14 protein-coding genes and 1 pseudogene are annotated in these 19,203 nt (G+C 46.0%); 4 read left to right on the top strand and 11 right to left on the bottom strand.

Translation table 11 applies throughout. The features are described from left to right. Positions 1 to 162 precede the first annotated feature (162 nt). The 7 genes from NST70_RS03530 to NST70_RS03500 all read right to left on the bottom strand — a co-directional run bounded on the left by NST70_RS03530 (position 163) and on the right by NST70_RS03500 (position 9,885). Positions 163 to 3,684: an AAA family ATPase gene (locus tag NST70_RS03530; RefSeq protein ID WP_328220408.1), complete on the bottom strand. Its 3,522-nt coding sequence runs from the start codon at positions 3,682 to 3,684 to the stop codon at positions 163 to 165. Then, on the bottom strand, positions 3,681 to 4,955 hold the full coding sequence (locus NST70_RS03525) for a DNA repair exonuclease (protein ID WP_035182309.1): 1,275 nt from the start codon (positions 4,953 to 4,955) through the stop codon (positions 3,681 to 3,683). Before NST70_RS03525 ends, NST70_RS03530 begins: the two co-directional genes overlap by 4 nt. Positions 4,956 to 5,109: 154 nt before the next feature. Then, positions 5,110 to 6,234 (bottom strand): helix-turn-helix transcriptional regulator, encoded by a 1,125-nt coding sequence (locus NST70_RS03520; RefSeq protein ID WP_104851259.1) that lies wholly within the window; start codon positions 6,232 to 6,234, stop codon positions 5,110 to 5,112. A 95-nt stretch (positions 6,235 to 6,329) separates the two neighbouring features. After that, positions 6,330 to 6,794, bottom strand: coding sequence for a hypothetical protein (locus NST70_RS03515; RefSeq protein ID WP_104851258.1), 465 nt, complete (start codon positions 6,792 to 6,794; stop codon positions 6,330 to 6,332). Between the two features lie 204 nt (positions 6,795 to 6,998). Continuing rightward, positions 6,999 to 7,571 carry an NADPH-dependent FMN reductase gene (locus tag NST70_RS03510; RefSeq protein WP_035189874.1) on the bottom strand — a complete coding sequence of 191 codons (573 nt, stop codon included), beginning with the start codon at positions 7,569 to 7,571 and terminating at the stop codon, positions 6,999 to 7,001. 264 nt (positions 7,572 to 7,835) lie between these two features. Then, positions 7,836 to 8,657, bottom strand: a complete 822-nt coding sequence (locus NST70_RS03505) for an aldo/keto reductase (protein WP_035182318.1) — start codon at positions 8,655 to 8,657, stop codon at positions 7,836 to 7,838. 478 nt (positions 8,658 to 9,135) lie between these two features. Further along, positions 9,136 to 9,885 carry an alpha/beta hydrolase gene (locus NST70_RS03500; protein ID WP_035182319.1) on the bottom strand — a complete coding sequence of 250 codons (750 nt, stop codon included), beginning with the start codon at positions 9,883 to 9,885 and terminating at the stop codon, positions 9,136 to 9,138. A 149-nt stretch (positions 9,886 to 10,034) separates the two neighbouring features. On the opposite strand from NST70_RS03500, the gene NST70_RS03495 reads away from it, so the two are divergent. From NST70_RS03495 to fbpA, 4 genes are all read left to right on the top strand, one after another. Beyond that, positions 10,035 to 10,661 (top strand): spore coat protein, encoded by a 627-nt coding sequence (locus tag NST70_RS03495; RefSeq protein WP_328220609.1) that lies wholly within the window; start codon positions 10,035 to 10,037, stop codon positions 10,659 to 10,661. Positions 10,662 to 11,373: 712 nt separating this feature from the next. Further along, a complete protein-coding gene (locus NST70_RS03490; protein WP_342475750.1) occupies positions 11,374 to 13,467 on the top strand; it encodes a class I SAM-dependent methyltransferase in 2,094 nt (697 codons plus the stop codon). Positions 13,468 to 13,652: 185 nt separating this feature from the next. Beyond that, positions 13,653 to 14,417 carry an alpha/beta fold hydrolase gene (locus NST70_RS03485; protein WP_014095963.1) on the top strand — a complete coding sequence of 255 codons (765 nt, stop codon included), beginning with the start codon at positions 13,653 to 13,655 and terminating at the stop codon, positions 14,415 to 14,417. 42 nt (positions 14,418 to 14,459) lie between these two features. Beyond that, positions 14,460 to 14,645 carry a Fur-regulated basic protein FbpA gene (fbpA, locus tag NST70_RS03480; protein ID WP_014095964.1) on the top strand — a complete coding sequence of 62 codons (186 nt, stop codon included), beginning with the start codon at positions 14,460 to 14,462 and terminating at the stop codon, positions 14,643 to 14,645. Between the two features lie 308 nt (positions 14,646 to 14,953). Here fbpA and NST70_RS03475 read toward each other — a convergent pair whose 3' ends face one another. The 4 genes and pseudogenes from NST70_RS03475 to NST70_RS03460 form a co-directional block, all read right to left on the bottom strand. Then, positions 14,954 to 15,733 (bottom strand): Cof-type HAD-IIB family hydrolase, encoded by a 780-nt coding sequence (locus NST70_RS03475; protein WP_014095965.1) that lies wholly within the window; start codon positions 15,731 to 15,733, stop codon positions 14,954 to 14,956. A 28-nt stretch (positions 15,734 to 15,761) separates the two neighbouring features. Then, positions 15,762 to 16,304, bottom strand: a complete 543-nt coding sequence (locus NST70_RS03470) for an SIS domain-containing protein (protein WP_014095966.1) — start codon at positions 16,302 to 16,304, stop codon at positions 15,762 to 15,764. A gap of 132 nt (positions 16,305 to 16,436) precedes the next feature. Continuing rightward, a complete protein-coding gene (locus NST70_RS03465) occupies positions 16,437 to 17,396 on the bottom strand; it encodes a LacI family DNA-binding transcriptional regulator (protein WP_014095967.1) in 960 nt (319 codons plus the stop codon). A 306-nt stretch (positions 17,397 to 17,702) separates the two neighbouring features. Beyond that, positions 17,703 to 19,093: pseudogene (locus NST70_RS03460) on the bottom strand (MFS transporter). Positions 19,094 to 19,203: the final 110 nt, after the last annotated feature.

Genomic DNA, 19,203 nt, shown 5'->3' with positions numbered 1-19,203 from the left:
GCCTTTTTTATTTTGTCTTGCTTTTATAGTGATCCCGAAAAAACTTAATTCAAAAGCCACAGCCATAGATAGAAAAGAATCAACCTGTATCTGGTAAACATTGCAGCACTTACTGAATGGGCCGGATAAAAAGCAAAAACGGATTTGTTCGGCAAGCCCTGTTTAATGCACGGCAATTTTCTGCCCGTGGAAAGCCAAGTACTGGACGGCTTCCGGCGGGGCGATTTCCTGCATCATGTCGACAAGGCGCTGATGATGTGTGAAAAAGATGATTTGCGTGCAGCTGGAAAGTTCGAGCAATACTTTCAATGTTTCTTTTGAACGTTCATCGTCGAAATGGACGAGGATGTCATCGACAATGAACGGTAGCGGCTCGTTTTCAGCTGCGTATTTTTCAATGCTCGCAAGGCGTAAGGACAGATACAGCTGGTCGGTCGTCCCGTCGCTCATCCCGTTCAGCGGCACATTCTCCCCGCCGCGCACGCCCATTAAAACAGGCTCGTCCTGCTCGTTGTAATCCACCGCCAACCCGTCAAAAGAATGAAGTGTCAGCCGCGCAAAAATATCACCCGCACGATTTAAAATCGGATTTTGATTTTGGCTCCGGTAAAATTCAATCCCCTTTTGCAGCAAAGCGGCAGCGAGTTTCAACTGGATATATTGCTCCGTCAAACTGGCGATTTGCGCATGCACGCTTTCCCTTTCCTGGCCGGCTTCAATGGCTGTCATGTTGGCGCCGCGAATCTGTTCTTCGTATTCTTTTTTGACCGCCCCATATTCCTGCTCCACCTCGGAACGCGAGGCTTCCAAACGGTCAAGTTCACGCCCGGTTTCCGCCAAATCGGCGTCAATCGAATCTGCATCAAACCGGGCCGCCTCATCAAGCAATTCCTGCAGTGATTTACCGGCACCCGCATCCAGCATGTCCGCTTCGATTTGCCGAATGTCTTTTTCAAAACTTTTTTTCAGCAGGAAAGCTGTTTCAATTTGCTTTAGTTCTTCGATTGTGCTGCAGCCTGCCTGTTGGAAAAGTTCTGTTAAAACCGCTTCAGCTGCTTCCAGTGCTTCTGTTTCTTCTTTTCTCTCATTCTCCAAGTCTTCTAAACGGCGTTTGAGCTTTTTCAAAGCGGCATCGTCCTGTTGGGCATTTTGCAATAGCTGATACATCTGGCTTACGGCAACAGCGGCATTCTCCCCGTTCGATGGAAGTTGGGCCGTTTCAAGGATATGCTGCACTTTTTCTTCAAAGCGCGCCATTTTTTCAGTAACGGCTTGCTGCTCTTTTTCAGTCTGGTTGTATGCATCATAGAGTTGCATACATGTTTCATAGCGGGCGAGCAGGGATTCAGCAACCGCCGGCGGCACCTCTTCCAATATTGCCGTGCCCGCGACAGCCGAAGACCAATTTGCCAGCCATGCTTCGCGTTTCTTCCCGATTTCCGCTTTCTCCGTTTGCATCTCTTCCCGTTTTTCTTTTAAATCGCGGATAGCCGTTTCGAGGCTGTCCTTCTTTGCGGCAAGATTGCGGACTCGTTTCAATTCGTTTTCTGCAAGACTTACCAGTTCCGCAAGCGGCTGCCCTTCTGAAACGGCGGCAAATGTTTTCAGCACGGCAGATAGCGCATTGCAGCAGTCCGCATGGCTATCATGAAGCGCGCGCATTTTTTCTTGCGCCTTCTCATAATCCTGCATCAAGCTTTTAATTTGCGCGTGTTTTTGCAGCCATTCCCGCATCTCTCCAGGCGTAAGCGGACGGATTTGCGCCGGCGCCCAAAGATTTTGCCAGGCGGATTCCCACGCACGCAAAGCTTCTTCAAGCCCGGATTTCTCTTTTTCAAGCTGTTCTTTTTTCCCGCGGAACTTTCTAATATCGGCTAAAAGTTTATTCTTCTCGCCGACTTTTTCCGCTTCCAGCCGCATCGTATCCGCAATCTGGTCAGCTTCAAGGACATGTTTCTCATAAACCGACGCGGCCGGCTCTCCCTTTGTATATGTTTCAGCCGTTTCAAGCCAATGGCCGGTTTCAAGTTTGGTGCGTATCAGCTGCCAGCCGGCATCCCTTAAGGCACGGACGGCCGACAGCTTTTCTTCAGACGGGATCTCGGCAATGGAATCAAGCCGGCGGATGCTTTCTTCTGAAGCTTCGATGTCCTCTTTCAACCGGGAAATCCGGCTTTGCACCGAATCCAGCTGCCGCGTCAATTGCTCCGCTTCTTTTTCAAACTTTTTCACCGTTTCTTCCAAACCGGGCACCGGAAGTTTGACAAGTTCTTCCACCCCGCCATCCCATAACGGCAAAGCACGGACGGCTTCTTCCACTTGCCGCTGTTTTTGCCGGCATTCCGCGGCCAGCTCGTGTATCGCCGCTTCCACGTCTCCCGCACGGTTCACCTTGGTCAGGACGGCTTCCAGTTTTTCCACGTCCGGTAGATCAGGCAAGGCAGCCAATTCTTCCAGCTTCTTTGCCAGCTCTTTTTCCAGTTTTTCGCCTTCCCGTTTCAATGATTCATAAGCCTGGTCGAGCAACGGCTTTTGCTTGCAAAGCTCGCGGATCATTTCTTTTTGGGCGGAAGGCAGCCGGTAATGTTCTATATTTTCAACTGTTGCACGGCCCGGGTCGATCTCCTTCATAACGGACATCAATTGGGCTTGGAGCTGCTGCTTTTTCCCTTCGAGCTCAGGCAGCATTTTTTCATCGTCTTCGTACTGTTGCACTTGGCGGTAAAGGGCTGTAATCGCGGCAGCCTGTTCTAAAATGTGTTCCGGAATGCTGATTTCTTTCATTTCCGCTTCGGTGCCCGCCAGTTGCCGGGAAATTTTGTCCAAGTTTGCCCGGGAAGCGTTCCATTTGTTTTCCGCTTCGGCACGGACTTCTGCAATATTATCCGGAAGATCCGGGACATCGCCGAGCGCTTCCAATTTTTGCAAAAGATTTTTCCGGTTTGCGATCTTCGGCAAAATCCATTTGACCCGTTGCAGCTGTTCTTTTTGGCTGCGCAGCGTCTTTATTTTTGCGGTGAGGGCGCCGAGTTCTTTTTCCAACTCCCGGTAACGCGCCTCGAAAGCTTTCCATGCCTGTACTTTCAACTGCTGCTCATTGATTTTTTTCGAAAGCTCTTTTTCCCGCTTGAGCAGCTTATTTAATTCAGGGACGGAACCGGTTTTTTTGTACAGTGCGCCTGCCTGTTTGTCAAAGTTCTCGAGAACCCGGCGCAGCACATTGATGCCCGAAGCGGCGGTGAAAAAACTTTCCCCGGCATTGCCCCCGCTTTCCAAAAGGCTTTCGCCGCCTTCACGAAGACGGACATGGTCAAGGGCAAACATATTTAAAAACTGGGATTCCGGCATATGGTTTAAAAAGGCCGCGACCGTATTTTCCGGGACCGGGTTGCCGTCCGGGTCAAGTGCCGTATTCTTTTTCCCTTTTCTGCGGGTAAACTGCAAGGCTTCCCCTTTTGTGTTGCGCAAAAGCCCTTCAATTCTTAATTTCGTATTGCCATGGAGGAAAGCGTCGTTCGTTTTTTGCGGAAATCCGTATAAAAAATGCGTAATCGAGCGGAGTGTTGTGCTTTTTCCGGCTTCGTTCGGCCCGAACAGCAGATGGAAGTTTTTCTCCGGATCAAAGGAAAGCATCTGGTCAGTAAAATGCCCGTAAGCAAGCAGGTTCAAATAATCAAATCTCATGCCTTTTCCGCCCCCGTTTCCGTTAAGGAATAAAGAATGAAGTCTTCCACATCTTTTATCCGCTTTTTGACGAGGCCCGGGTTGGAAAAATCAAACCCGTCTTCCCCTTCTTTCAGTTCATGCGGAATGGCCTGGCGGATATCGCTGAACTCATCCAGCAGCGCTTCAAGCATCTCTTCATTTTCGGCCGTGCTGCGGATAAATTTTAGCACCGTCCCGATTGGCGACTGTTCATCGGAAAAGGCATCGGCATCGTTCAGTCCTGTTGTTTTGATTTTTACTTTCTCCACCCAGATTTCACCGAAACCTGTCTCAAGCGCAATGGAACGCAGCTGGTTCAAGAGGAGGTCTTTTTTTGCAATCAGTTCCCTGTGCATTTTCGTTGCGCCGGCCAATTCAAAACGCACCGCCAAGTAACGCCCGTCTGCTTCCCCGTATGCCTTTTCAAGCGCACTGCGGGCCGCGTCCATGAGCCCGTCCATCGTTTCGATGTCGCCCATATCAACCGGGCATAATGTCCAGCGCAACACATCAAGCGGGATGGGTTCCATCTTTTCAATCGTATCGTCTTTTACTTCCACATAGGTGCAGCCCTTTTCTCCTGTCTCCCGGATATGCCGTCCCTGGATATTTCCCGGGAACAAAATCACCGGATCATGCGGATGGAGCAATTCCCGCATATGGATATGGCCGAGCGCCCAATAATCATACTGCTTCTCCATCATATCTTCTATCGTGCACGGCGCGTAATTTTCATGCCCTTCACGCCCCGTCGCGCTTGTATGTAAAATGCCGATATTGAAATAGCCTTCTTTTTTCGGCGGATAGTTCTTCACAAGATTTTCTTCCACTGCCCGTTGTGCAAAACCTTGCCCGTGAATGGCGACGCCAAGTGCATCAAGGGTAACCGTTTCCGGCGCTTTGACCGGAAATTCGTGCACATTGGCCGGCAGTTTCAGAGATTTCGTCATCAAATTGGCCGCATCATGGTTGCCGCGGATGAGGAAAACAGGAATGCCTTCTTTCTGCAGGCGCACCATCTGGCTTGTGAAAAATAGGCCGGTATTGTAATCTTTCCAGTTGCCGTCATACAAATCGCCGGCAATGATGAGAAAATGGACTTGCCGTTCAATCGCCGCATCCACCAAATTTTTAAATGCTTCACGGGTTGCACCGCGGATTTTTTCCACTGGTGCCCCCTCGTATTGCTCCAGGCCGGCCAAAGGGCTGTCCAAATGAATATCAGCCGCATGGATAAATGAAAAAGACAAGGCACTCCCTCCCAAATTTAAAAACGAGAACATTTATTTGCTATTTTTATTTTACATGGACAGGGAGGGAATGATCAAGAGAAAAATCGTTTATCTGAAAAATTTTTATATTTCGGCAATACTTTTTCAAGCCGCTGCAGTCGAAACAGAGAAGTTACGCCCGGCCGATTCCCAGTTTATATTGAATATCGTTCACCAGTTTTTGGTATCTTTTTTCTTCCCGGAGAGCTGCAAAAACGGGATTTTCCTTAATCAGTGAAAGGAAACTCGTTTTTATGCTTTCATCGTCACGCGGGCTGTTGGTACCAATCATTCCTATTTCTTCTATCCATTGCTCGACATCCGGAAAATAACGGTTTCCCCTCAGTTTAAAAGGAAATGGGATGCTGCAAACCGTTTCTGCATATTGTTCCAGGGCTTCAAGCGCTTTTTCTTTTTGCTGATGCTGGATAAACCCTTGCGCAGCCACAATATGGACCGTAAATGCAGCATTTGTGCCGATGCTTTTCAATTCATAATCGTCTATCAAGTGTTTTGCCATCCGGTACGTTCTTTCAAATCTTGCTGGTTCCTGCATCTCCCTGGCTAAGTTTTGGACCAACAGCTGTAAGGTACTCAAAATGTTTTGAAAAAGGAAAATTTGCCCTGTTCTGGCTGCCTGATCTTCCTCTCCTCTCATTTGATAGGCCTGGATGAGGAGCACATCTTCCCCCATATACGGAGCTAAACTGTTTTTTAACAGCAAAATAGTCTGGTCATAATGCCCCAGCGCAATTTCAGAAAGCGCCTCCAATATGTTTGCTGTTTTTAAATCGCCAATTTCCGTCCACTCTTCCTTTACCCTGCGGCACAAGTCAATGCAAAACGTATACACTTCTTGTTTTTGCTCTTCTGTTTTTGCCAAATTGGCGTAGTTCATTAAGAGTTGCGCGATGGAAAGCAAGAATGGAAAACAGGCGTAGTATTCTTTTACAAGTTGGTTGACCACTTCCATAGTTTCTTCAAACGGTTTCCGGGCAAATTCTGCCGACAGCCTGTGATAGATTTTTTTAATTTCCGCTTTTGAAAGTTGCGGCTTATAGCCCAGCAGTTCATCGACGGTAATATTAAAATAGGCTGCCAGCTTGGGGAGAATCACAATGTCCGGGTAACTTTGCCCTGTTTCCCATTTGGATACAGAGGCTTTTGAAACACCCATGTAATTTGCAAGCTGTTCTTGTGTAATGCCTTTTTCCTTTCGCTTGCGGATGATGCATTTGCCAATATGTAGTTCGTTCATCCTATTCACCTCTTCACGCCATTGTATTTCCCCGTTCCACCCCTGTCGATGGATTGTCTGTTAATTTTGATATAGATGGTTGAGTTTCACTTTTTTTAAAGGAAAGGTAAAAGTTTAATTAGCACTGTCATGAATAAAATGAATAAATGAATCACGAAAAACATGCAGAAAAAGTATTTCGGAATGATATATTTTTCTTTTAAAAAAAGACAGATCACCATGCCAGCAGGAAAAATAAACAGGCCCATTTTTTTGTCTACACTAAAGTCTGGGCGCAGATATCCGTTAAGATGAAAAGCCATATCTCTACCGATAAAAAAATAAAAAATAACTGATAGCAATAGGCTCAACATCAATAGTATAAATTGCCTTTTTTTCGTTAAAAAATATGGTAACATTCGGTGCCCTCCTTTCTCTATTAATAACTCCACATATTTACGTTGCATAAAACAGGGGAAAGTTTTGCCCGTTTCCCACTTGAATACAGAACCTTTTGGCTGTTCCGGTGTAATTTTCCTTTCGCTTGCGGTGATGCATTTGCCAATATTCAGTTCATTCATCCTGTTCACCTCTTAATGCCATTGTATTTCCTTGACTTATACCTGTCGATGGATTATCTGTTGACTTTGATGGAAAAAGTTAACCAACAGGAAACTTTATGGCATTAAAACTTCTCTTTTCGTAGCATTCTTTCGTTCGGCTAGAAAAGGGCGGACAGTTTTAGCTGTCCGCCCTTTTCTGAATCGTCCGGTACGTGCGCGGCTTTAATCGCGGGAGATGTACGCTGCTTCTTTTGCTTCTTTTATTTTTGCATACGTTTCCGTAAGCATGACGGTGTCCTCCACAAGCCGGCTGATGCGCAAGAGGACGTCTTCATTGACAATTTCTTTCTGGTAAAAATCTTTTTCCTCTATAAAAACATAAGACTGGACAATTTGTGCCCGCATGTAAGACAAAATCGGCTTGATCTGCTGCTCGGCAATCAAATAATGTTTCGGTGAGCCGGCCGTGACAATGATGCTTGCCACCTTATCCCGAAGTGATTTTTCGGGCAGCAGGTCAAACACATTTTTCAATGTCGCCGGAATCGATGCCTGGAAAACCGGCGTGCCGATGATAAGCGCATCCGCGTCCATGACAGTTTGCGCCACAAATTTGGTATCCCCTTCGTAATCCATATAATGGCGCCCGTCGCTGAACTGCACATCGTAATCCGCCAGATCAAGGAGCGTGACTTCCGCGTTTGGATATTTCCCACGGATCACGTTTACCGCGTAGTTCATCGCTGTTCTTGTTTTCGAGCCGACTCGCGAGCCCGAAAGTGCAACAATCTTCATTTATGCTCCCCCTGGTTCTTTGCTGTATATTTTTCAATGCCGGTAAAAAGTCCGCCGATTTCTCTATTTTTTCAAACAGCCTGTGCCGGCCGGGATTGACAGACTGCCGGCGTTATTGCTGTTATACCTTTTCTGTAAACTGCTGCTTTGTTCTTTTGTAACTATTATAATATGAAAAAAGAACGGTTGCACTTAATCGCGCTTCGGAATCGGCTCCGGTACATTTCAAAAGGCTGTCCAAATGAACAGCCTTTTTCTTTCCGTTTATTTTTCTGTCTCTTTCAACTGATCGAGATATTGCATGTCTTCACTGGAAATTTCAAAGTCTACGTCCGCATTTTGCAGGATAAATGCCTCATGCGTCGATTTTGGGAGTGGCAGCACGCCTTTTTGCAAGCAGTAACGGATGCAAACTTGCGGAAGTGTTTTGCCGTATTTGTCTGCAATTTTTTGTATCTCGGTGTTTTCCAGAATTTTTCCAGTAGCAAGCGGCGAATAGGCCTCAACCAGAATGCCATTGTCCTGGCAGAATGCTGTCACATCTTCCTGTGTATGTCCAATGAAGTAACGGATTTGATTGACCATCGGCTTGATTTTTGCATTTTCCATCACGGCTTTCAGGTCGGAAACGCTGAAATTGGAAACGCCAATTGCCCGGCAGCGCCCGCTTTCATAGATCTCCTCCATCGCTTTCCAAACTTCAATATTTTCTTTCGTGTAATCGGCCCCCTTTTCGCTCCACGGCCACGGGGCATGAATCAGATAAAGGTCGAGCTGCTCAAGGCCAAGATTTTCCATTGTTTCGTCAAATGTTTTCAGCGCTTTGTCATACGACTTGATTTCCGCCGGCAGCTTGGACGTGACAAAAATGTCGCGCCGGTCAATGCCGGAATCCCGCACTGCTTTGCCGACACTTTCTTCATTATGGTAAGCATAGGCGGTATCAATGTGGCGATAGCCGTTTTTTAAAGCAAAAGATACGGCATGGTAAGTGGTTTCGCCATTCGGGACTTGCCATGTACCAAGGCCGATTTTCGGGATCGCCACCCCATTTTCCAATACAAAAGTTTCATGTAGACTTGACATATACATTCCTCCCAATTTTACAAAAATGGTTTATACTACAGCACCGGCCGTTTCGGTTGCAGCCTATGTGAAGAAACTACGATTTTTTTGCGTGCTTTCTTTACATAAACGCGCTCTATGTTAAGGAACATCAATTTTTTTGCGCGTTTCCTTCACGTAGGCGCACTCTATGTTAAGAAACGGCGATTTTCTTGCACCCTTTCTTAACATAGGCGGCTTCTACGTTAAGGAACAACGCCTTTTTTCCTCGCTTCCTTCACATAGACGCCTTCTACGTTAAGGAACAACACCTTTTTTCCTCGCTTCCTTCACGTAGACGCACTCTACGTGAAGGAACATCGATTTTTGCGCCAGCTTTCTTTACATAGACGGACTCTGCGCGCGTGGTAAAGTCCCAAAAACATGAAACTTCTGATTTTCTTGAACCCTTTTCTGAGCCATCAAGAACCGTTTTCCCGGACCGTCAAATTCCCCTCAATTAAGCATTAGCCGGAAACTGGCCGAGCACTTTATGAAGCCAGGAAACGCTTAGGCCAAACCATTTTTCAACATCTGCATCCACATTTGCTTTTAATCCGTTTGAAGTGTGGGGTTTGGCGAGCGACAGCCCGTGCTTGCCTTTTTGAAAAATATGCGACTCGAATGGAATGCCGTGCACATTCAACGCCTGCAAGAAGGCAATCGAGTTTTCAATCGGCACGGTTTGGTCTTCAAAAGTTGAAAACAGAAAGACCGGCGGCGTTTCGGCAGTCACTTCCTTGTCAACAGACGGCACCGGAAAAGCAAGGCTTTCGCTCATCGAATCCAAAATACATGGGTAGCCTAAAATCAAGGCATTAGGCTTATTTTTTCCGATCGTACCAAGTGCAGCGGCAAGATGCCCTCCTGCAGAAAAACCGGCAACCGCAATTTTTTCAGGGTCGGTATGCCAGTCTTCCGCATGCGCGCGGATCATCGCAATCGCTTCTTCCGCATCTTGTAAAGCCGCTTCAAACCGGAATGTTTCCCCGACCGAGTAGCGAAGTACAAACGCGTTGAATCCTTCCGCCAAATATGCCATCGCAACCGGTTCAGCTTCCCTGTCCGAAGTAAACCGGTAGGCGCCACCGGGAAAAATAAGCACAACCGGGCGCGCCTCGATATTGCTGAACTCAGGGGATCCATCCAGTACGTACGCCGTCAGTTCAGCATTCTGATGCGCCTTTAAATGTAAAGTTTCTGTCTTCACAACGCTCTCCTCCTTCTGCCCATTTCCGGGACGGCTTTATTTTTACAGTAGCACCGGAAATTACAAAAAACAATGAAAACGTTTCTGTATATCCTGCCCCGTTTAAAACAAAATAAGGTTGGTTTTAAAAATGAAGTGGAGGTTGAATCATGAAATTAGCCGCACATGAACTGTACGATTTAAATGAACTGGCGATGAGCTGTGTCAACTCGATTACGAACATGGCATATATGCTCCAGCATGTCCAGGATCCGGCGTTCAAAAAAATTCTTGAAAAACATTTTCCGCTCCATATCCGGGACTACAACATGAAAGTCGAATTTTTAAACAAAGCTGAAGGGGCAAAAAAAGAATTGCCGTTGTTAAAAGAAAATCAAGAGATCTCCAATATGGCACTGCAAATGGCCCCACCGGCTGTCCCTGTCCAGCCGCGGACGATGGTTGAAGATATGAACGACCGCGAAATGGCAACTGCGTATTTGTTAACGCTGAAACGGGCCGGGCGGGAATATGCATGGGCGGCGATGGAAATGGCAAATCCTGAAATCCGGTCGTTTTGCCAGACTGCCTTTATGATGAGCTGCGCCCACGCCTATGACATGTGGCAGTATATGGCATCGAAAGGCTACTATCCGGTTGACCAGGCAGAATCTGTGGATACGGCAAAAATCGGCGCCATGTACCAAGTTGTTCCGGAAAACCAGCCGCAAATCCAGCAGTACATGGCACAGTCCCAGAATCCGACTGCCGGAGACAGCGGGCAATTGCATCAATAATGGCTTCACTCCGGTGAGCCCGGAGTATCAGTGATTAGCCTATTGCGGAAGCAGCTGCTTCTGCAATAGGTTTATTTTTCTATCATTTAAAACTAACTTACGTAACAAAAAGAAGAGAAGGTATTGAACTACTCTGCACAATGGAATGCCTATGAATGCCGGGCTGCATTTGATCCGGCTGATGACCGTTTCACATTTATCGAGAATGGCGTACAAAAGCTTTTTGGCTGGTCCAGAGGGGCCGGTGTTACAGCGATTTGCGCAGATGCTGGAAAAAACGCCGCACGGACATACATTCGGAAAAATGATTTCATCTCTAAGCCGATTCCTTGAACTCCTCCCCTTTTCCCGGCCATAATGTGTTTGCGGAGCTTTTGTCCAATTGGAACGCTTAACTGGACAAATCTTCAGGGGCGCACGGGGCTTTTGTCTAATTAGAACCGCTAACAGGACAGTCCTACACTGCCGCACGGCGCTTTTATCCAATTAGAACCGCTAACGGGACAGTTCTTCCGCGGCAGCAGGAGCTTTTGTCCAATTAGAGCAGCCAACGAGACTGTTCCACGCGGGCTGCCAGCGCTTTTGTCCAATTAGATCGGCTAACGGGACAGTTCTACTCCGGCCGAGTCAAGTGCTGGTTATTGTGTAAATTGCATTTGGGGCTGTGCATGGCAGTCCCTGTTTTTCATCAAAAACGAAGGGAATGGCTGATTTGTTATCTTCACTGAAACTGATCGCAAAAGCAAAAGCGGGAAATACGGATATTCTCCACGAACATAAATGGCTTTCATACTTGTACCGTACAGACGAAAAAAATGTGAACCTCGAACAAGTCGAATCATTGGAAAACCTTGAACCGAATCCGGTCCTGCACTATGTTGAAAAAACGCTAGCCATATTGGACCGCTGTTATGCAGACTTGCCCGCATCTGAAAAAGAAATCATTGAGGAAGTTTTAAGATGGAGCGAGGTGGCAAAATGCGGGTCTGCCCAAAAGCGGGAAGAATGGCGCAGGCGCGGTTTTCAATTGCGTATCCATAATATCGGATCAGCGCGGATTTATGCCCATGAACAAATGGCGGTTCCATTCGGGCAGCGTCATTTGCAAAAAGAAGACCTGATCTATACGCTCATCCTGACCCACGGCCTTGTCGGGCAGTTTATCAGGGGAGAAGTCCGCTACCGCCAGCTGTATCCTCTAATTGATTGGATCCAAAGCCACCGGTCATCTTTAAAATGGGATATCAAACGCATTTTGCTTGCCCTCAATCACTGTATTATTGAAGGGGTATCCCCCGCTATATGGGAAAAAGTCCGTGCAGAAACTTCACAAATCACAAGCTGGATTGCCGCGGGAGAAAAAAGCCGGGAGCATTCCCTTAAAGAACGGCTCAGACGATTAAGAGAATGTTCCATCCAAAAAGGCGAGGACTTTGAGGCTTTATACACAAAATGGTTCAGCAACCGGGAACTTGCCAGTATGTTTCACTTACTTTTCCAGAAAACGGATATTTGGTATGTGGAATCCGCACTGCAGGATTTTTCTTTTGAAGAATTCCTGAAAATTTTTCTTCTCGTCTATCAGAAAACAAACCTGCTTACCGTTGAGCAAATCAGTTTTGAGCCGTTGATGAAAGATATCTATTATGATTACAAAGGGAAAAAATCGGTTAATTTGTATAAAAAAAGAATTATAGAAGCGTATTTAAAAGCTTGTCCGCTCGAAGGCCTGATCAGCGGAGATACGCAGCCGAACGAACATGTTACGCTCGAACTCATTCCGTTCGATTCATTGGGCAGTACAACCGGCGTCAATTTTACTTTTTCCAAACCCGGGGAAAAGCTCATCGCATTTTGCCAGGAAGCAGAAAAGTCCCCTCTCTATGAACGTTCCATACTCTTGTTGTACGATTTTTTCGGATTCCGTAAAGATGCGTTTGACAGGCTGCAAAATGAACAGCATTATTTGGCAGACATGAACAATGCCGAAGACCATAAAAAGATCATCGCAGACTTTGCAAAAGGAACGGTCATGATTGATGTTGGCGCAGGGGGCGGGATCATGCTCGATCTCCTGTCCGAAAAGCACCCGGATGCCGACATTACGGGGATCGATATTTCGACCAATGTCATTCAAGAACTGGAGAGAAAAAAGGTCCGTGAACGGAAAAGCTGGAAGGTGAAACAGGCAGATGCGCTCAAACTTTCATCTTATTTTGAGTTAGAGAGCGCTGATACAATTATATTTTCATCTATTTTGCATGAAATGTATTCCTATATCCCTTTTCACGGCCGGACATATAACCCGGATGTCGTAAAAGCGGCTTTAAAAAGCGCCTTTGCCGTGCTGAAACCGGGTGGGCGCATGATCATCCGCGACGGCATTATGACGGAGCCAAAAGACCTGATCCGGTTATTAGCATTCCGCGATCCGGACGGCTTCCGCTTTTTCACTAGATATGTTGAAGATTTTAAAGGCAGAAAAATTGATTACGAGATTACAGAGGATAATAAGATCAAACTCCCGGTAAATGACCTGATGGAATTTCTATATACTTATACATGGGGGGAGGAAGCTTATCCACATGAAGTCCAGGAACAATTCGGATACTTCACCCCATCTGAATATCGGAAAGTGATTGAAGAAACGCTCGGCAGCAGGGCAAACATCATTTGTTTCCGCCACTATCTTCAAGAAGGCTACAGCACGCACCTGCTTCCGAAAGTCAAAGTAATGGACGAGAGCGGAAAAGAAACCGCACTCCCGGACAGCACCTGTTTCATTGTCATTGAAAAGGCGGAATAAGCCTTCATCCGGACTGCTCCGTGAGAAGAGGCTGTTACAAGCAGCCTCTTTGCATCCTTCTGTTTTTTACCTAACCTATTCCATTTTACCGATAAAACATACTTTACAACTAGGATTAATTGGTTTAAAATTATGTTAACATTTTAAATTCACTGACCATATAAATGTTAGGAAGGAGCTTTTTTATGCATGAATACTATCCCGTTCTTTCGGGTGCAGAATCCTTTTTTATAAAAGGAAATGAAATTGGCATTCTCATCTCGCATGGATTCAACGGCACCCCGCAGAGCGTCCGCTTTTTGGGAGAGGCACTGGCATCGGACGGGTTTACGGTTTGCGCGCCAAGATTAAAGGGACACGGGACGCATATCCTGGACATGGAACGCTGCACTTACAAAGACTGGATTGCTAGCCTTGAAGAAGGTTATCAGCTGCTGAAACGGCATTGCCATGATATTTTTGTTATTGGCCAGTCAATGGGTGGCACACTGGCTTTGCATCTCGCGGAAAAACACCCGGATATCCGGGGAATAGTGTGTATCAACGCGGCTATCCAAAGCATTCCTGAACTGGAAAAATGCCTGGCGAAAGGACGGTTTATTCAAGAGGGCCCGCCGGATATTAAAGCAGCGGGCGTGCATGAAATTTCATATGAAAAAGTGCCGGTGGCTTCCATCCGTGAGCTTCTGTCCGTGATGTGGGAAACGCGGGAAAACCTCTCCGCCATCCATTGCCCCGCACTTTTGTTCCAATCAACAGAAGACCATGTCGTGCCTCCTGAAAATACAGAGTATATTGCCGCGCATATTCATGCCAGCCGGAAAAAAATCGTACCGCTCCGCAACTCTTATCATGTCGCAACAATGGATCATGAAAAAGAATGGATTGCGGCCCAATGTTCATTATTTGTTCAAGAAATTGCGCATATCGAAACCCGTACGGAAATATGATGAGTTTTAAATCATGCTCCAAAAGAATGGGAGGATGCTCATTTGAAAAATTTTCTACGGCACGCGATAGAGAAAAAACGGCAATATTTGATAGAACAGCTGATTGCTCTTGGCGCCTATCAGGAAGATGACAAGCAGCTTTTCACCCTGACATTGACGGAACTTGAAACAGAATATGCATACTTCAGCAAAATCAGCCAAGAAAAAGAAGCGTCCGGAAGAGAATAGTTTTGCCGGCGCTTCTTTTTTGTGTATTTTTTTAAATGCCCAAAAACGGCATAGACGTTCCTGCCACAGTAAACGTGACACCTTTATTTAGGGCTTGCTGAACGAATCCAATTCTGAGTTTGTCTGCAAGCTCTGTCTCAAAATATAGCAGAATTCTTTTGCAGAAATGGGTGATTTTATCTGATTTGGCTTACGAGTGCAAGCTTTTCACCGGATTTGTTGTAAAACTAGCATTTAAATGGTTGCCAAAGCTGTCAGCATCCTTGCCAAATCTAAGCAGTTTGCTTATTCAGCTAGCTCTGTACAGGTTATAACAGCCCTACAATTTGCAGACCGTGGGGAATGCCCATGTCTTCCACCGATTTTGTAATGTATTTGGCGGCAGCCTTTACCTTTTCTTCCGCATTTCCCATTGCCACACTGTTTTTAATCATGGACAGCATTTTAATATCATTTAACCCGTCGCCAAATGCATATTGGCGTTCTGGAGGAAAGCCCAATTTTTCAACAATCTTTTCAATTCCTCTCGCTTTTGACCCGCCTTTTGGCAAAACATCGACGGAAAGCGGATGCCAGCGAATAAATTCAAAATCCGGAAACGCCTGTTCATACTGTTTCTCTTCCCCTTCTGAACAGAACAGGAGCGCCTGGTACAATTCACGCCCTTTATAATAATGCGGGTCATACGCAGGCAACCGGCCAATTTTCAAAGACGTAATGCTTTTTTCAATATCCTCGTGGTTTGGCACATTGGCCTTCATGTCTTCATGGTCCATGTAGACAAGCGGATGCTGGTGGGAAAGGGCATATGCAGTCAATTCTTCAAGCGATTGCCTGTTTAACGGATTTTTAAACAATACCTCTCCGTTCATAACAACATATTGCCCGTTATAACTTACAAAAGTATCCATCCCGAGTTCCTTCCGCAAATCTTCAAACATAAACGGGGCCCTGCCCGTTGCAATGGCTGTGACATGGCCATCGCTTTTCAGCTTATCTATCGCTTTTTTGGTTGTGACAGGCAGCTTCTTCTCATGTGTCAGCAAAGTCCCGTCGATATCAAAAAAAATCACGCTTTGTTGCTTCATATTCTTCATAATCCTTTCCCGTTCTATTTCAAGCATACTCATTTTCAGGATGCCGTTTTTTCATTAAAGATGCTGTAATGACATCATAAATCAAAAAACTCAGCAGTTCAAATAAGGTTCCGATTCTATCCGGGGTGAGGCCGGCCTGTTTTATGCTTTCAAATTCAGACGATTCGTCCGGCAACAAGACCGTCACATCCGCCATTTTTGCAAGGGTTGATGCGGGAGAAGCCGTGATGGCCACAATGTTTATACCGTGGAGCTTGGCTTTTCGGGCGGCATTCAATAAAACGGGATTTTCTCCTGATTTTGAGCTGAACAAGATGGTATCCCCTTTTTTAGGAACAGGGGAAATTAAGTCGCCAATCATCCCAACCCGGAACCCCAAATGGACCAGCCTGTTGGCAAAGACACGGAGGATCATTTCCGAACAGCCCGTTCCTGCCAAAAACAAACGATTCGACCGACCAATCACCTCTACAACCTGCTCTAATGGTTGATCGTCTACTTTACTGCACAAACTGGCATACAGTTCTAAAACCATGGCCTTTGCATCTTCCAGTATATTCACTTTTCTCCCTCCCCGTTTGATAAAGCACAAGCATCCCTTTTGCGGCACTGCTGCAGACGCCGTTTTTGTTTTGGCAGGCTGAGGTTGGCCGGGCTTTACACGCGGCAGGACGAAACTTCCCAGCCTATATCCCTATACCGTACCTCTTTCAATGAGTGTTGCTGAGATTTCCTTGTTTTTAATTTCCTTTGTCAAAACCTGGTGGACAAGGTTCCGGCCCATTTCAACAAGCGGAATATCTATCGTTGTAATATTCAGCATTCCGGCAATCGGTTCATTGTCAAATCCGATGATCGCCAACTCATCCGGAATAGAAATTTGCTGTTTGTTGCAACTGATGACAATCCCCGCTGCAACCTGGTCGCTTGTTACAAGCAATGCCGAAGGAGGCGGGTCCATTTCTTTTACCCGGCTCAAAACCCTTTCTCCATCCTCATAGTCGTAGCATTGGTCAAAAATATATTCCGGATGGTGCGGCAAATGGTATTTTTCATGGAAATCCCAATAGGCTTTATCGCGATTCCGGCTGTTGGTGCCGGATTTCCTGCCGATGCAATACCCGATTTTCGTATGGCCTTTCCGGTACAAAAATTCCAGTGCATCCATAAAAATTTTATAGTGGTCAATATAGGTTGACGATATTTCGCCGCCTTTTACACATTCACAAAGCGCAATCGGCCCGAATGGCAAGTATTCTTCAATTTTGCGCATACTGCAGGCGCGCGAACAAATGATTAAACCGTCAATTTGCTTTTGTTGCAGCATTTGTAAGGCTTCCGTTTCCCTGCTTTCCATATAGTCTGTTTGAAACAAAAGCAGTTTATGGTTATACTCCAGCGCCTGCTTTGCGATCCCTTTCAATAAAAGGGCAAAATAAGGATGATCTGTAAATGGCAACACGACCCCGATCAATTTTGTTTTCCCTTTACTTAAATGGACGGCATTGATGTTTTTATGATACCGGGTCGCTTTCACCGCTTTTAAAACAGCGTTCTTTTTTTCTTCACTCACATACGGATGATTGTTCAGCACACGGGAGACGGTCGTCACAGACACGCCGGCCATTTTCGCCAAGTCTCTAATATTTGTCATAACCTCACCTATTAAAACACTTGCGATTTTTCAGCAGGCATCCATGCTTTAGGATGGAAGTGTTTAAACCAAGCCCCTGCCAGCAGGCTCATTTTTATGTATTTATAGTGTAAATGATGAAACGCATTTCATGTCAATTTTTATTTTTGCAAAATCCGTTTCGATGTTGAAACAGAAAAGCGCCGGTGAAGATGTGGACATGCAAAAAAGGGCTGGTTGCTGCAGCCCTCCCGTTTTACCGGGGAAAAGGGGACCGGCATCCCGGCCGGCCCCTTGATCTGTTCAAAAACCCCCGTACATGCGGTTTCATCTTCTCTGCTCCAGTTCCTTCATCATCTTCTTGTATCTGTTTTCTGTAATCGGATAAAAGCTGATCAGCAAAACAGACAGCAGGATGAAAATGCCAGGGATGATGGCATTCATGTCCTTAATCGCTTGAAGGGATGAAACGGACTGGGCTACATTTGGAACATAGCCGGCCTTGTTTAAAAAGAACGCTGAAAACGAACCGGCGAGCGCAACACCCAGTTTATTGGTAAAACTCATACTCGAAATCACCACACCGTCTGCGCGGATTCCCGTTTTCCACTCTGCATAGTCCACACAATCCGCAAGCATCCCCCATGCGAGCGTGTTCAGCGGGGTGGTAAAAAACCCGGAAACAAACAGTAAAAACAAAATCAGTGGAATGGAGGAATATGCTGTAAATTGCAAGCCGACATAAGAAATCAGGGAAAGGGCTGCCGAAATCATCATGACGTTCTTCCTGTCCCATTTTTTGGACAGGCTGGGGATGAAGATATTGCTGATCAGCGCAGCACCAAAAAATAACAGCGTCCCCATAAACACCAAATCTTTGCGGTGGACATTATAGGTGAAGTAGTAAACCATTGTCGTCAATTTAATGTTAAAACCGACGGCAAAAGCCAGGAAAGAAGAAGCCAGGATGAGCAAAGGTTTATTTCGGATCAAGACGGCCAATGTTTTCTTTACACCGTGTTTTTTTCTGGTTTTATAGCGACCCTCTCCCGCACTGTCAGGAAACTGATCAAATTTAATGCAAAGCTTGCGGCCGCATAAACAAGCGCCGTGAGTTGAAATCCTTTTGCCTGGTCATCGCCGCCGAAATATTGGGCAAGCGGTGTTGCACAAGATATGGAGAGAAGAATTCCGATATAGACCAAAATCATCCTGATCGTTGTCAATAATGTCCGTTCCTGTAAATTGTCCGTCATTCTTGCAGTCAGGCTGTTTACCGGTATCGTCTGCATGCTGAATGACATCCCGAGCAAAATATAGGTCACGTATGCATAAATTCTGTTGCCCGCCACACTAAAATGGGGCGTTGTAAAACATAAAAAAGTAAACAAAGCAAGAGGAACTGCCGCCCATAATAAGTACGGCCGGGCTTTCCCCCATCTGCTCTTTGTCTTATCCATAATGACGCCCATCACCGGGTCAAAAACGGCATCCAAAACGCGCACAACAAGGAACAAAGTGCCAATGATAGCAGGTGAAATCCCGTCCACATCGGTATAATAGAATAACAGATAGGCGTTTACGAACTGGAAAATAATATTATAAGACATATCCCCGAGCCCGTAACCGATTCGTTCCGTCCAAGACAACCTGCCGCCGGAAGCGCTCTTTTGATTTTCCGCTGCATGGAATCGTACTGTTTTATCAGAAACCAACATAGGTGATACCTCCGAATGCGTTTTCAATGATTCGTTCATTCAACTGCCTGCAGAAAAACAGACATTTTGTACCGGCTTTTCCTTCAAACATGCAAATGGATGATGGATGC

This window comes from Weizmannia sp. FSL K6-0777 (genome assembly GCF_038593185.1).
Classification (GTDB): Bacteria; Bacillota; Bacilli; order Bacillales; family Bacillaceae_C; genus Weizmannia; species Weizmannia faecalis.
This window is presented reverse-complemented; position numbering and strand designations above follow the sequence as displayed.